The organism is Vineibacter terrae (genome assembly GCF_008039615.1).
Lineage (GTDB): Bacteria > Pseudomonadota > Alphaproteobacteria > Reyranellales > Reyranellaceae > Vineibacter > Vineibacter terrae.
In genome coordinates, this window is sequence record NZ_VDUZ01000010.1 from 163,855 (window position 1) to 178,187 (window position 14,333).

Here is a 14,333-nt window from a genome sequence, read left to right on the forward strand (position 1 = left end):
TAGGATAAGGCGTCGCGGCCGGCCGTCCCGTGACGATCGCGCCCGCGATGCAGATTCCGCCGGGAGGGTGGCAGTAACGCTTGCCCGCCTTCCGGTGAATCGGCTTATATCCATGGATACCCGGCCCGCCAAGGACCGGCAACGAAAGAACAGGGACGCTGCGCCGGCTCGCCGGTGGCCGGCATCAGGGTATGGAATATTTCCTTCAGCAGCTGATCAACGCGCTTACGCTGGGGGCCATCTACGGCCTCATCGCCATAGGCTACACGATGGTCTACGGCATCATCGGCATGATCAACTTCGCCCACGGCGACATCTTCATGGTGGGCGGCTTCATCGCCCTGATCGGCTTCATGATCTGCTCCCTGCTGGGCATCGGCTGGGCGCCTCTGGCCATCGTGCTGGTGCTGCTGCTGGCGATGGCCTTCACCTCGGTCTATGGCTGGGCCGTCGAGCGGCTGGCCTACCGGCCGCTGCGCGGCTCGTTCCGCCTGGCGCCGCTGATCTCGGCCATCGGCGTGTCGATCGTGCTGCAGAACTTCGTGCAGCTGGCCCAGGGCGCCCGTCCCAAGCCACATGCCTCCGTGATCACCGGCAGCATCAAGCTGCACGAGGCTGACGGCTTCGCGGTCAACCTCAGCTACATCCAGATCGTGATCATGGTCGTGACGGTGGCCCTGATGGCCGGCTTCACGCTGCTGATCAACCGCACGGCGCTGGGCCGCCAGCAGCGCGCCTGCGAGCAGGACATGAAGATGGCGGCGCTGCTGGGCGTCGACGTCAACCGCACCATCTCGTTCACCTTCGTGATGGGGGCGGCGATGGCGGCCGTCGCCGGCATGATGTTCATGATGTACTACGGCGTGGTCGATTTCTTCGTCGGCTTCCTGGCCGGCATCAAGGCGTTCACCGCCGCGGTGCTGGGCGGCATCGGCTCGCTGCCGGGGGCCATGCTGGGCGGCCTGCTGATCGGCCTGATCGAGGTCTTCTGGGCCGGCTACTTCTCCACCGAATACAAGGACGTCGCCGCTTTCTCGGTGCTGGTGCTGGTGCTGATCTTCCGGCCCACCGGCCTGCTTGGAAAGCCCGAGATCGAGAAGGTCTGACCATGGCCGTCGCCACCGCCCGACCTGCCGCCCCGGCCGGCGCCCCCACTGGCGCCACATTCGACTGGCCGGCGGCGGCCTGGGACGCGCTGGTCACGGGGCTGCTGGCCGGCGCGCTGGGCCTGTTCATGGTCGGCTTCCGCACCACCGACTACGGCTCGGCGGGATTGCAGTTCGAGTACCACCTGGTCGACCTGCTGGTCGCCTGCGTGGCCATCTTCCTGGGCCGGCTGGCGCTCACCGCGGCCGCCAATGGCTGGCCGCTGGTGACGTTCGTGATCGGCGCCGCGCTGCTGGCGGCGGCACAGGGGCTGAAGCTGCCGTCGTCGTTCCTGACGGTGGTGATCAGCATGATCGGCGTGGCGCTGATGCTGCGCGCGCTGTGGGTCTGGCTGCGCCGCTCCAGCGGCGGCAGCGCCGCGATCGCCGGCCTGTCGAGCAGCATGGGGCAGGGCACCCAGCGGCTCTATCCCTGGTTCGGCGCCGCGCTGCTGGCGTTCGCGGTGGTCATGCCGTTCCTGCCGTTCGCCGACCAGAAGGTCATGGACCTGGGCATCCTGATCCTGACCTACGTGATGCTGGGCTGGGGGCTGAACATCGTGGTCGGCCTCGCCGGCCTGCTCGACCTGGGCTACGTCGCCTTCTATGCCGTCGGCGCCTACGCCTATGCGCTGCTGTCGACGCAGCACGGCTGGAGCTTCTGGATCTGCCTGCCCGTGGCCGGCATCCTGGCGGCGATGTTCGGCGTGCTGCTGGGCTTCCCGGTGCTGCGCCTGCGCGGCGACTATCTTGCGATCGTGACCCTGGGCTTCGGCGAGATCGTGAAGATCGTGCTGCAGAACTGGGTGGATTTCACCGAAGGACCGGCCGGCATCGGCGGCATTCCCGGCCCCACGGTGCTGGGCCACGTGTTCGCCGAGCAGGCGCCCGAGGGCAAGACGACCTTCCACGAATGGGTGGGCATCGAGTTCTCCGGCAACCACCGCCTGATCTTCCTCTATTTCGTGATCCTGGTCCTGGCGCTGATCACCAACTTCGTGACCATGCGCCTGCGGCGCCTGCCCGTGGGCCGCGCCTGGGAGGCGCTGCGCGAGGACGAGATCGCCTGCCAGGCGCTGGGCATCAACCCCACCAACACCAAGCTGACGGCATTTGCCATCGGCGCGATGTTCGCCGGCTTCGCCGGCTCGTTCTTCGCCGCCAAGCAGCGCTTCATCAGCCCCGAGAGCTTCGTCTTCATCGAGTCGGCGATCATCCTGTCGATCGTGGTGCTGGGCGGCATGGGCAGCCAGTTCGGCGTGGTGCTGGCCGCGATCCTGCTGATCGGCCTGCCGGAATGGTTCCGCGACCTGGGCCAGTACCGCATGCTGGCCTTCGGCCTGGCGATGGTGCTGATCATGGTGTTCAAGCCCAAGGGCCTGGTGTCGCACCGCGACCCGACGGTGCGCCTGCACCCCGCTGGCGCGGGGTGACGCAATGAGAACCGATGACTCCCTCCCCCACGCTGAAGCGTCGGGAGGATTTTTCTGCCAGAGCATGCCCGCATGAACGGGCTGTTGATCCAGGTCGACCACCTGACCATGCGGTTCGGCGGCCTTGTCGCGATCGACGATGTCTCCTTCACGGCGGCGAGCCGGCAGATCACCGCCATCATCGGCCCCAACGGGGCCGGCAAGACGACGGTGTTCAACTGTATCACCGGCTTCTACCGGCCGACCGTCGGGCGCCTGGCGGTGCGCCACGACGGGCGCGAGTACCTGCTGGAGCGCATGGCCGGCTTCGAGATCGCCGCCAAGGCGCGTGTTGCCCGCACCTTCCAGAACATCCGCCTGTTCCCCGGCATGAGCGTGCTGGAGAACCTGCTGGTGGCCCAGCACAACAAGCTGATGCTGGCCTCGGGCTACACGTTCCTGGGCGTGCTGGGCTTGGCGAGCTACCGTACCGCCGAGGCGCAGGCCATCGACAAGGCACGGGGGTGGCTCGATCGCATCGGACTGCTGGCGCATGCCGACCGCCAGGCCGGCGAGCTGCCCTACGGCTACCAGCGGCGGCTGGAGATCGCGCGCGCCATGTGCACGGACCCGCTGCTGCTGTGCCTGGACGAGCCCGCCGCCGGCCTCAACCCGCGCGAATCGGCCGAGCTCAACGACCTGCTGATCTCCATCCGCGATCGCGACGGCATCGGCGTCCTGCTGATCGAGCACGACATGAGCGTCGTGATGACCATATCGGACCACATCGTCGTGCTGGACTACGGCCGCAAGATCGCCGACGGCACGCCGGCTGAGGTGCGCGCCAATCCGGCCGTGATCCGCGCCTATCTCGGCGAGGCGGAAGACAGCACGGAGGCGGGCCATGGCTGAGCCCGCGCTGGTCGAGGTCCGCGGCGTCGCGACCATGCTCGAGGTCCGCGGCATCGAGACCTTCTACGGCGCCATCCAGGCGCTGCACGGCGTCGACCTGGCGGTGCGCCGCGGCGAGATCGTGACCCTGATCGGCGCCAACGGCGCCGGCAAGTCGACCCTGCTGATGACCATCTGCGGCGCGCCCCAGGCGCGCCGCGGCGCCGTGCTGTTCGAAGGCAACGACATCACGCGCCTGCCGACGCACGAGATCATGCGCCGCGGCATCGCCCAGGTTCCGGAAGGGCGGCGCATCTTCGCCCGCATGTCGGTGTTCGAGAACCTGCAGATGGGCGCTGCGTTCGCCGATCCGGCGCATTTCGCCGCCGACCTCGAGCGCGTCTACACCCTGTTCCCGCGCCTGAAGGAGCGGCATCAGCAGCGCGGCGGCACGCTCTCGGGCGGCGAGCAGCAGATGCTGGCGATCGGGCGCGCCTTGATGAGCCGGCCGCGGTTGCTGCTGCTGGACGAGCCGTCGCTGGGGCTGGCGCCGCTGATCGTCAGGCAGATCTTCGAGACCATCCGCGCGATCGCGCGCGACGAGGGGGTCACCATCTTCCTGGTCGAGCAGAACGCCTTCCATGCCTTGCGGCTGGCCGACCGCGGCTACGTGCTGGTCAACGGCCGCGTGAAGATGGCCGGCAGCGGCGCCGAGCTGCTGGCCAACCCCGAGGTGCGCGCCGCCTACCTCGAAGGCGGCGCGCATTAGAAGTAGCCCTCTCCCCGCTCTCGCGGGGCGAGGGGTGGTAACGCAGGAGCAGGGCCATGGAACCGGCACCCATCCTCGGCAATACGCTCGGCACGTTCCTGCTGCTGACGCTCGTGGTGTTTGGCTGGGCGGCGTTCGCCACCGGCAACGGCATCGCCGCGCGCTGGCAGTCGCCATGGTGGGTCGTGATCTATTGCACCCTGCTGGCGGCGGCCGAGCGCTTCATCGACTACGCCCTGGCCGAGGGTGAGCTGCTGTCGCCGGGCGGCTTTCTCGTATCGGCGCTGATCCTGATCGGGCTCGGCCTGGTGGCGTGGCGGCTCACCCAGGCGCGCATGATGATCAGGCAATATCCCTGGCTCTATGAGCCGGCCGGCCCGTTCGGTTGGCGCGAAAAAGCCGGCAGCTGAGCACGCGGCGTCTTGGCGCCGTATCGGGGCCGCGATAGGCTTTCGTCAGTCGCTCCAGTCGGGGCGGGGCGCGGGGCAAGGCCCCCGCATACAGGGCAAGAGGGAGACAATTCATGAAAAGGCTTGCTGTATCGCTCGGCACCGCGACGGCGATCGCGCTGGCGCTGGGAGCGGGCTCGGCATGGGCGCAGATCAAGATCGGTTCGGCCGGTCCGATGACCGGCCAGCTCGCGGCCTTCGGCGAGCAGCTGCGTCGCGGCGCCGAGATGGCCGTGGCCGACATCAATGCCGCCGGCGGCGTCAACGGCCAGCAGCTGCAGCTGCTCGTCGGCGATGACGCCTGCGATCCCAAGCAGGCCACGGCGGTGGCCAACAAGATGGTGTCGGACAAGGTCGTGTTCGTGGCCGGCCATTTCTGCTCGGGCTCGTCGATTCCGGCCTCGAAGATCTACAAGGAAGGCAAGATCCTGCAGATCACGCCGGCATCCACCAACCCCAAGCTGACCGACGACGCGGCGGCCGAGGGCAACACGACGATCTTCCGCACCTGCGGCCGTGACGACGTGCAGGGCGTCACCGTCGGCACCTATCTGCTGAAGCATCACAAGGGCAAGAAGGTCGCGATCCTGCACGACAAGTCGCCCTACGGCAAAGGCGTCGCCGACGAGACCAAGAAGACCATCAACAAGGGTGGCATGAAGGAGGCGATGTACGAGGCCTACACCGACAGCGACAAGGACTTCACCGCCCTCATCAACAAGATGAAGCTGGCCAAGATCGACATCATCGTGCTCGGCGGCTACCACCCCGCCGGCGGCCTGATCATCAAGCAGGCGCGCGAGCAGGGGCTGGGCGCGCAGATGATGGGCTTCGATTCGCTGCAGACGGCGGAGTTCGCGCAGATCGGCGGCGCCGCCACCAACGGCGTGCTGTATTCCTTCCCGCCGGCGGCCGAGAACGATCCCAAGAACGCGGCCCTGGTCCAGAAGTTCAAGGACCAGAAGTACAACCCCGAGGGCTACACGCTGCTGAGCTACGCCGCCATCAAGGTCTGGGCCGAGGCCGCCAACAAGGCCAAGTCGACCGACGCGGCGGCCGTCGCCAAGACGCTGCGCGCCGGCAAGTACGACTCCGTGATCGGCCCCCTGGAGTTCGACGCCAAGGGCGACATCAAGAATCCGGTCTACGACATCTATGTCGTGAAGGACGGCAAGTCGTCCACGGCCCCGAAGTGACCGCCGCCTGACGCTCTGAACCGAACGGCCCGACGATGTCGGGCCGTTCTCATCTCCTCTCCCTGCTGCCGCGGGGCGAGGGTGGGCGGTGGGCCTGGCCTTTTCGCTTTTTTGCTTTGAGATGAGCGGCTTAGGGTACGTATTCTGCGATCGCACCTGCAGTCACGCCAAGTCCTGGTGCGAGATTGGCTTCGGCCGGCGAGATATGGTATCGGTGCGCCGCCTGCCAACAAATGTTGGGTCTTTCAGCCGATGTCGGCGCAAACCATAGCCTTGGCGTCCGACCACGCCGGTTTTGACCTGAAGGAGCACCTGAAGCGCGAGCTGCAGGCTGCCGGTCATGTCATTCTCGATCTGGGAACGTCCTCGACGGATTCGGTCGACTACCCCGATTTCGGCACGGCGCTGGCTGGCGCCATCCGCGACGGCCGGGCGGGGCGGGGTGTTCTCGTCTGCGGCACGGGCATCGGCATCTCGATCGCCGCCAACCGCGAGCCCGCCGTGCGCGCTGCGGTCGTGCATGACGTGACGTCGGCGCGCCTGGCGCGGCAGCACAACGATGCCAACGTGATCGCGCTCGGCGCCCGGCTGGTCGGTCCCGAGGTCGCCAAGGACTGCCTGCGCGCCTTCCTGGAAACGCCTTTCGAGGGCGGCCGCCATGCTGCGCGCGTGGCCAAGCTCTCGTCCCGCTAGCCTGCCGCCCCTCGGAGCGCCCCCATGACTGCCACTGCCGTGCAACCTCCCGTCGTGCCGTCCGGCTTCTTCAGCGCCGCCCTGGCTGATGCCGATCCCGAGCTCAAGCACATCGTGGACGACGAGCTGCAGCGCCAGAAGGACTGGATTGAGCTGATCGCTTCCGAGAACATCGTCTCGCGCGCCGTCCTGGAGGCGCAGGGCTCGGTGCTCACCAACAAATACGCCGAGGGCTATCCCGGCCGGCGCTACTACGGCGGCTGCGAGGAGGTCGACAAGGCCGAGGCGCTGGCCATCGCGCGCGCCTGCAAGCTGTTCGACTGCAGCTTCGCCAATGTGCAGCCGCACTCCGGCGCCCAGGCCAACCAGGCAGTGTTCTTCGCCCTGATGAAGCCGGGCGACACCTTCCTGGGCATGTCCCTGAACGAGGGCGGGCACCTCACGCACGGCTCGCCGGCCAACCAGTCGGGCAAGTGGTTCAAGGTCGTGTCCTACGGCGTGCGGCCCGACACGCATCTGATCGACTATGAGCAGATGGAGCGGCAGGCGCGCGAGCACAAGCCGAAGGTCATCGTCGCCGGCGCCTCGGCCTATTCGCGCCACATCGATTTCGCGCGCTTCCGCAAGATCGCCGACGAGGTCGGTGCCTTCTTCATGGTCGACATGGCGCACTATGCCGGCCTGGTCGCGGCCGGGGCCTATCCCAGCCCGCTGCCGCATGCCCATGTCGTGACCACGACCACGCACAAGACGCTGCGCGGGCCGCGCGGCGGCATGATCCTGTCCAACGACGCCGACCTCGGCAAGAAGATCAACTCGGCGGTGTTCCCCGGGCTGCAGGGCGGGCCGCTGATGCACGTGATCGCGGCCAAGGCCGTGGCCTTCGGCGAGGCCCTGCAGCCGGAGTTCAAGGCCTATGCCCGCCAGGTGGTCGAGAACGCCAAGGTGCTGTCGGCAACCCTGGTCGAGCGCGGCCTCGCCATCGTGTCCGGCGGCACCGACAGCCATCTGATGCTGGTCGACCTGCGGCCCAAGCGCACCACCGGCACGATTGCCGAGAAGGCGCTCGACCGCGCCGGGCTCACGGTCAACAAGAACGGCATTCCCAACGATCCGGAGAAGCCGACCGTCACCTCGGGCGTGCGCATCGGCACGCCGGCCGGCACGACGCGCGGCTTCGGGCCGAGCGAGTTCCGGCAGGTGGGCCATCTGATCGCCGACGTGCTCGATGGCCTGTCCGCCAACAGCGTCGAGGGCAACCGGCTGGTCGAGGACCAGGTCCGCGCCAAGGCCCAGGAGCTGTGCCGGCGGTTTCCGATCTATCGATAAGGGCAGGGACGCGGCCGCACGGCAGGCCGCTGCGGCAGAGACAGGGGGTGGCTGATGCGGTGTCCGTTTTGCGGTCACGACGATACGCAGGTGAAGGATTCGCGTCCGACTGAGGACAATTCCGCCATTCGCCGGCGGCGCTATTGCCCGTCGTGCGGCTCGCGCTTCACCACGTTCGAGCGGGTGCAGCTGCGCGAGCTGACGGTGGTGAAGAAGAACGGCCAGCGCGTGCAGTTCGACCGCGACAAGCTGGCCCGCTCGATCACCACCGCCTGCCGCAAGCGGCCGGTCGATCCCGAGCGCATCGAGCGCGTGGTGAACGGCATCGTGCGCCGCCTGGAAAGCTCGGGCGAAAGCGAGATTCCGTCGACCCAGGTCGGCGAGCTGGTGATGGACGCGCTGCGCGCGCTCGACCCGGTCGCCTATGTGCGTTTCGCCTCGGTCTACAAGAACTTCCGCGAGGCCAAGGACTTCGAGGATTTCGTCAGCGACCTCGGCGACGCCCAGCACGACTGAGCCCTGCGCGCAGCGAAGACCCGGAGCGCGGGCCTCCCGGCCCGCATCGGCGCGAAGCGCCGACCATCCGGTTTCGTCCTCCGTTTTCCACCGCGGGCGAATGTGGGCGAGTCGCCCACGCTTCTCCTCCAGGCCATCATGACCCGGGACTTCGTCGCCGCAACGATGGCGACGCAGTGAGGGAGGTGGCCATGCCCGCCTTCTTGGACCGCGGGCGTCCACGCCCGCATTCGCTCGCAGCGAAGCGAAGAGCGAAAGACGATCGGCGCTGACACGCCCGTGGTCCGGCGTATCCAGGCCAGCCAGTCTACAAACTGTTCAACAGGCTCGGCTCGCCGCCGCCGCTGAGCGGATGCTTTCGGCCGCGGCAGGGCGACCTGGCGCCGGTCGACGACCATTCATTTTCAACAAAATTATTGTTCTTAATTGGCAATAACATTCATTTGTCGCTCGGCACCAGAAATTGCATCATGAAAATGTTATTTATCTATAAACTACGGTTTGTGCGTGTAATATGTTGAACCTTCAACGTCGGGACCGAGGACCAAGCGCTGGCTTTGGAGAGTCGGCGTATGCGCCTTTGGTTCCCAGGCAGGCCGAGGCAGCGGATGACGCGGCGCGCGCGAACCTCACACACGCTCAACTTGCCCAGCTGGAGACGTTCGCCAGAGGGCTCACGCGCGAACAGGCGCTGTGGGTCAGCGGATACTTTGCCGGGGTCGGCGGCCCGGTCGGCCAAGGCGAAGCCCAGGCAGCGGCTGCGATCGCAACCGCACCCGTCACGGTGCTCTACGGCAGCGAGACAGGCAACAGCGCCCGGTTGGCCGAGAGATTTGCTGCCCGTCTGCGTGTCGATGGCCTCACGGTCCGCGTCAGCGACATGAACGACTACAAGCTGCGCCAGCTCAAGGACGAGCATTTCCTGTTCATCATCACCAGCACGCACGGGGAGGGCGATCCGCCGCAATCGGCGCTCAACTTCTTCGAGTTTGTCGAAGGACGCAAAGCGCCCAGGCTTCCCGGGCTCCAATACGGTGTCCTTGCCCTGGGCGACTCGACCTACGAGAAATACTGCGAGGCCGGCAGACGCATCGACCGTCGTCTCGAGGAGCTGGGTGCCACGCGCGTCGGAGCGCGCATCGACTGCGATGTCGATTTCGAGGAGCCATCCGAAGCGTGGATGGATACCGTGCAACCCTTCCTCGCCACGCAGCAGCAGCACAAGGCATCGCACAGTCCGGTATTGTCGGTCGTATCATCTCCTTCTGCCGCATCGGCCCCGATAGTCGACAGGCGCAACCCGTTCAACGCGCCGGTCATCGACAACCTCGTCCTGACCGGGCGCGGCTCCAGCAAGGAGACCCGCCATGTCGAGTTCTCGCTTGCGGGCTCGAACCTCGTCTATGAGCCAGGCGATGCGCTGGGGCTGCTGCCGGCAAACGGCATCGACGTGGTGGATGCGATCCTGGCGCAGACCGGACTTGACGGCGAAGCGGCGGTGTCTCTCAAGAGAGGTGAGGTAAGCCTCGCCCAGGCCCTTGCGTTCGACTTCGAGATCATGGCGGCCGCGCCACGCTTTCTCGAAGCCTGGGCCCGGCTGAGCGGCGCCGCTGAGCTGCGGCGGCTGACGTCGCCGGAGAACAGCGCGGAGCGCAACGCCTTTCTCCGCCGTCACCATGTGATCGACATCGTGCGGGCTTTTCCGGTGCCCGGCGTGAGCGCGATGGATTTCCTGGCCGGGCTGCGCCCCATGCAGCCGCGGCTCTACTCGATCGCGTCGAGCCTGGCCGCCGCCCCTGACGAAGCGCACCTGACGGTCGCCACCGTGCGATACGCGCTGAACGGGGAGATGCGTTGCGGCGTCGCTTCCGGCCACACGATCGCGGGCGCGGGACCGGACGCCGTCCTGCCGGTCTATGTCCAATCCAATCCACATTTCCGGCTTCCGGCCGACGATGTGCCGATCGTGATGATCGGTGCCGGAACCGGTGTCGCCCCGTTCCGGGCCTTCCTGCAGGAGCGTGAGGCGCGCGGTGCGACAGGGCAGAGCTGGTTGTTCTTCGGCGAGCGGAATTTCCGCAGTGACTTTCTCTACCAGCTCGAATGGCAGGAGCATCTGCGCAGCGGCCTGCTGGCCCGGATGGACGTGGCGTTCTCTCGCGACCAGGCCGGGAAGGTCTATGTCCAGGACAAGCTCACGGAAAAGGCGGCCGATCTCTTCGCATGGCTGGAGGCCGGCGCCCATCTCTATGTCTGTGGCGATGCGGCCCACATGGCGCCGGACGTTCATGCGGCTCTCTTGAGCATCATACAGACGCAAGGCCGTCTCGGACCGGACGCGGCGGAGGATTATCTCCGGACCCTGCAACGCGATCACAGGTATCAACGCGATGTCTATTGAGACGATGAAGCCGCGCCACGGGGCGGTCGAGCGAAGCCGTGATCGTTCGCAGCCATTGTCGAACTTGGGACCGGACGAGACGCTCAAGGCCGAAAGCAATCACCTGCGCGGCGGAATTGCCGACGGGCTGCTGGACGAGATCAGCGGCGGTGTCGCGTTCAGGGATCAGAAGCTGCTGAAGTTTCACGGCATCTACCAGCAGGACGACCGCGACCTGCGCGATGAGCGCCGCCGGCAGAAGCTGGAGCCGGCACATTGCTTCATGGTGCGCGTGCGGTTGCCGGGCGGCGTCTGCACGCCGGCGCAATGGGTCAAGCTCGACAAGCTGGCGCGCGCCCATGGCGGGGAGACGCTGCGGCTGACGACACGGCAGACGTTTCAGTTCCATTGGATATTGAAGCGTGATCTCAAGGCGACGATCCAGGGCCTGCGCGAAGCCTTGCTTGATACCGTGGCTGCCTGCGGCGATGACACGCGGGGCGTGATGTGCGCGGTCAATCCGGCGCTCTCCAGCCTGCATGCCGAAGTCTACGATGCGGCGCGCGACGCCAGCAACCATGCGACCTGGAAGTCCGGCGCCTATCACGAGATATGGTACGGCGAGCGGAAGGTGGCCTCGTCGGAGACGGAGGAGCCTTTCTACGGCAACACCTACCTGCCGAGAAAATTCAAGATCGGCTTCGTCATTCCGCCCAGCAACGACATCGACGTCTACGCGCAGGACCTCGGCTTCATCGCCATCGCGAAGGGCCGCACGCTCGAAGGCTACAACGTGGCGATCGGCGGCAGCATGGGCCGGACGGATGGCAAGCCCGAAACCTATCCGCGCCTTGCGAGCGTCATAGGCTTCATTCCGGCCGACAAGGTGATCGAGACGATTGACGCTGTCATGAGCGTGCAGCGCGACTACGGCGATCGCAAGGACCGCAGCCACGCCCGCTTCAAGTACACGATCGACGATAAAGGGTTGGACTGGATAAAGGCCGAGATCGAGACCCGCTTGGGCTTTTCCCTGGCGCCGCAGCGAACGTTCACGTTCACCTCCAATGGTGACGTGCTGGGCTGGTCGGAATCGGAAGATGGCCGATCGCAGTACACCCTGTTCATCGAGAACGGGCGCATCGCCAACCACCCCGGCATGGCCTTGATGGATGCCATCCTGACCATTGCCAAGATCCATGACGGCACCTTCCGGCTGACGCCGAACCAGAACCTGGCGATTGCCGATGTGTCCCGCGAGCGCCGGCCGGTCATTCAATCCCTGCTGGAGGAGTTCGGCCTGGACGGGCAGGCGGGAGCGAGCGCGCTGCGTCGCAATTCGATGGCGTGTGTGGCGCTGCCGACCTGCGGTCTGGCCATGGCCGAGAGCGAACGCTATCTGCCGGGCCTGATATCCAGGATCGAAACCATCCTGGCGAGATACGACCTGATGGAAGAGCCGATCACGCTGCGCATGACCGGCTGCCCGAACGGCTGTGCCAGACCGTATATCGCGGAGATCGGTCTCACGGGCAGGGCGCCCGGCAAATACAACCTCTATATCGGCGGCGGCTTCCACGGCGAGCGTCTCAACCGGCTGCACCGGGAGAATATCGGCGAGACCGCGATATTGAACGAGCTGGACACGCTCTTCGCGCAGTTCGCTGCCGGGCGCCAGCCGGGCGAGCACTTCGGCGACTATGTCATGCGCGCCGGGATCGTCGCCTGAGGCCACGGGACGACATCGCTTCGACGACTATTCTCGTTTTGACAAGGAGACAGGCAATGGCTTTGCAGCTCGGCCAGGTAGCGCCGGATTTCACGCAGGAGAGCACGGAGGGGCAGCTCCATTTCCACGAGTGGCTCGGCAATTCATGGGGCATCCTGTTCAGTCATCCGAAGAACTTCACTCCGGTCTGCACGACCGAGCTTGGCGAGGTCGCGCGCCTGAAGCCCGAGTGGGACAAGCGTGGCGTGAAGCCGCTCGGCCTCTCGGTCGACCCGCTCGAAGCGCATCTGCGGTGGGAGAAGGACATCGCCGAGACGCAGGGCCATAAGCTCAACTTTCCGCTGTTGGCAGATGCCGACGCCAGGGTCGCCAACCTCTACGGCATGATCCACCCGCAAAGCGATCCGACCGTCACGGTGCGCGCGGTCTACGTGATCGACCCCGGCAAGAAGATCCGGCTGATCCTGACCTATCCGCCCAGCGCCGGACGCAATTTCACCGAGATCCTTCGCACCATCGACAGCCTGCAGCTGACGGACGGCGAGAAGGTGGCGACGCCGGTCAACTGGGAGCCGGGCCAGCCCGTGATCATCTCCCCAAGCCTCTCGGACGAGCAGGCGAAGGAGCGCTTCCCGCAGGGCTGGAAGGCGCTGCGGCCTTATCTGCGCGTCGTCGAGCTTTCCCCGAAGGGGTGAAGTCCACGGCAGGCGATGTCGTGACCAAGCGCTGGCGGCAGACGACGTGAATCGTGACCGTCATCCCGAGCGCAGCGAGGGATCTCCTGCGAATGGCGCACTGTGCGGCCTGCGCGGGAGATCCCTCGCTGCGCTCGGGATGACAGTCGCGACTCACCTTCCACCGATAGCCGGTGCTACAGCGTCGGGCGTTGTCCTGCTGTCAGCAGCAGCTCGTTGGGGCCCTCCCAGCCGTCGGGCGTGTTGAAAGCGCTGAGCCGGTCGGCGATCTCGGCCCAGGCGGCTTCTCGCTTCGCATCATCCAGGTGTCCGACGATCTGCAGGATGGGGCTGGCCGACACGCGGACGAAGTCGAGATAGTCGTGCACCGATGGCAGCCGGAAGGGCGCCGCGATCTTCGTCGTCGCCACGTGGGAAAATCCGGCGTGGCGGAACAGGGCATCCAACAGCCCCGGCTTGCCGAGGCTTAGCAGGCCCCCCGGCCGGTAGGGATCGGGCAGCGGCAGGCCGGCGTGCTTGAAGGCGGTCGATACGAGGATGCCTATGCATGGATTCTGCTGCGGGCTGGAGAAAGCCATGACGCAGGCCCGCCCGCCCGGCTTCAGCGCGCCGCACATGCGTTCGAGCCCTTTGCCGGGATCCGGAAAGAACATGAGGCCGAGGCGGCAGATGGCAGCGTCGAAGCTGCCTTCGCCGACCTCGATAGCTTCTCCATCCGCGACCCGCGTCTCGACGTTGGCGTGCCCGGCGCGGCGGGTGTTGTCCTTCGCAAGCGCCAGGATGGCGGGCGAGATGTCGGTCGCGAGCACGTAGCCCGTCGGGCCCACCCTTTGCGCAATGTCACACGTCTGATCGCCGGCGCCGGCCGCGACGTCGAGCACGCGCGCGCCCGGCCTGATGTCGGCCATTGCCAGCATGGCGTCGGTGGAATCGCGAAGCCAGCTTCGAATCAACGCGCTCTTGTCATGCCAGCCCTTGGCGCACGCATCCCACTGGCGGCGCGCCGCAAGCTTGAATGCCTCGGCGTCCGTCGGGGGCGTCGATGTGGGTATCGTGCACATCTCGTGGCTCCAGGTTGATCTCGCTGCTCCGTTCGAGCTCCTCCAGCCGTACCGGCCCGCGAGCATGA

General features: G+C 66.5%; 12 protein-coding genes and 1 pseudogene. 12 read left to right on the forward strand and 1 reads right to left on the reverse strand.

Features of this window, described 5'->3' with window-relative positions; translation table 11 throughout:
- Window positions 1–191: 191 nt before the first annotated feature.
- The 12 genes and pseudogenes from FHP25_RS11445 (at window position 192) to FHP25_RS11500 (ending at window position 13,204) form a co-directional block, all read left to right on the forward strand.
- The gene (locus tag FHP25_RS11445; protein ID WP_147847054.1) at window positions 192–1,106 is read left to right on the forward strand and encodes an ABC transporter permease subunit; all 915 of its coding nucleotides are present in this window, start codon (window positions 192–194) and stop codon (window positions 1,104–1,106) included.
- A 2-nt stretch (window positions 1,107–1,108) separates the two neighbouring features.
- Window positions 1,109–2,578: a high-affinity branched-chain amino acid ABC transporter permease LivM gene (gene livM / locus FHP25_RS11450; RefSeq protein ID WP_231712290.1), complete on the forward strand. Its 1,470-nt coding sequence runs from the start codon at window positions 1,109–1,111 to the stop codon at window positions 2,576–2,578.
- Between the two features lie 72 nt (window positions 2,579–2,650).
- Window positions 2,651–3,469: an ABC transporter ATP-binding protein gene (locus FHP25_RS11455; protein ID WP_147847055.1), complete on the forward strand. Its 819-nt coding sequence runs from the start codon at window positions 2,651–2,653 to the stop codon at window positions 3,467–3,469.
- On the forward strand, window positions 3,462–4,217 hold the full coding sequence (locus tag FHP25_RS11460) for an ABC transporter ATP-binding protein (RefSeq protein WP_231712291.1): 756 nt from the start codon (window positions 3,462–3,464) through the stop codon (window positions 4,215–4,217). Before FHP25_RS11455 ends, FHP25_RS11460 begins: the two co-directional genes overlap by 8 nt.
- Window positions 4,218–4,273: 56 nt before the next feature.
- Window positions 4,274–4,627, forward strand: a complete 354-nt coding sequence (locus FHP25_RS11465; protein ID WP_147847056.1) for a DUF6867 family protein — start codon at window positions 4,274–4,276, stop codon at window positions 4,625–4,627.
- Between the two features lie 113 nt (window positions 4,628–4,740).
- Window positions 4,741–5,862, forward strand: coding sequence for a branched-chain amino acid ABC transporter substrate-binding protein (locus FHP25_RS11470; RefSeq protein ID WP_147847057.1), 1,122 nt, complete (start codon window positions 4,741–4,743; stop codon window positions 5,860–5,862).
- A gap of 273 nt (window positions 5,863–6,135) precedes the next feature.
- Window positions 6,136–6,555 (forward strand): ribose 5-phosphate isomerase B, encoded by a 420-nt coding sequence (rpiB, locus tag FHP25_RS11475; protein WP_231712293.1) that lies wholly within the window; start codon window positions 6,136–6,138, stop codon window positions 6,553–6,555.
- Window positions 6,556–6,579: 24 nt separating this feature from the next.
- Window positions 6,580–7,884, forward strand: coding sequence for a serine hydroxymethyltransferase (gene glyA / locus FHP25_RS11480; RefSeq protein ID WP_147847059.1), 1,305 nt, complete (start codon window positions 6,580–6,582; stop codon window positions 7,882–7,884).
- Window positions 7,885–7,938: 54 nt separating this feature from the next.
- Window positions 7,939–8,495: pseudogene (nrdR, locus tag FHP25_RS11485) on the forward strand (transcriptional regulator NrdR); the annotation flags it as partial.
- Window positions 8,496–8,980: 485 nt separating this feature from the next.
- On the forward strand, window positions 8,981–10,801 hold the full coding sequence (locus tag FHP25_RS11490; protein ID WP_218578328.1) for an assimilatory sulfite reductase (NADPH) flavoprotein subunit: 1,821 nt from the start codon (window positions 8,981–8,983) through the stop codon (window positions 10,799–10,801).
- The gene (locus FHP25_RS11495; RefSeq protein WP_147847062.1) at window positions 10,791–12,509 is read left to right on the forward strand and encodes an NADPH-dependent assimilatory sulfite reductase hemoprotein subunit; all 1,719 of its coding nucleotides are present in this window, start codon (window positions 10,791–10,793) and stop codon (window positions 12,507–12,509) included. The genes FHP25_RS11490 and FHP25_RS11495 overlap by 11 nt, the downstream gene beginning before the upstream one ends.
- 56 nt (window positions 12,510–12,565) lie before the next feature.
- Window positions 12,566–13,204, forward strand: coding sequence for a peroxiredoxin (locus tag FHP25_RS11500; RefSeq protein WP_147847063.1), 639 nt, complete (start codon window positions 12,566–12,568; stop codon window positions 13,202–13,204).
- A 176-nt stretch (window positions 13,205–13,380) separates the two neighbouring features.
- Here FHP25_RS11500 and FHP25_RS11505 read toward each other — a convergent pair whose 3' ends face one another.
- Window positions 13,381–14,331, reverse strand: a complete 951-nt coding sequence (locus FHP25_RS11505; protein WP_218578329.1) for a class I SAM-dependent methyltransferase — start codon at window positions 14,329–14,331, stop codon at window positions 13,381–13,383.
- Window positions 14,332–14,333: the final 2 nt, after the last annotated feature.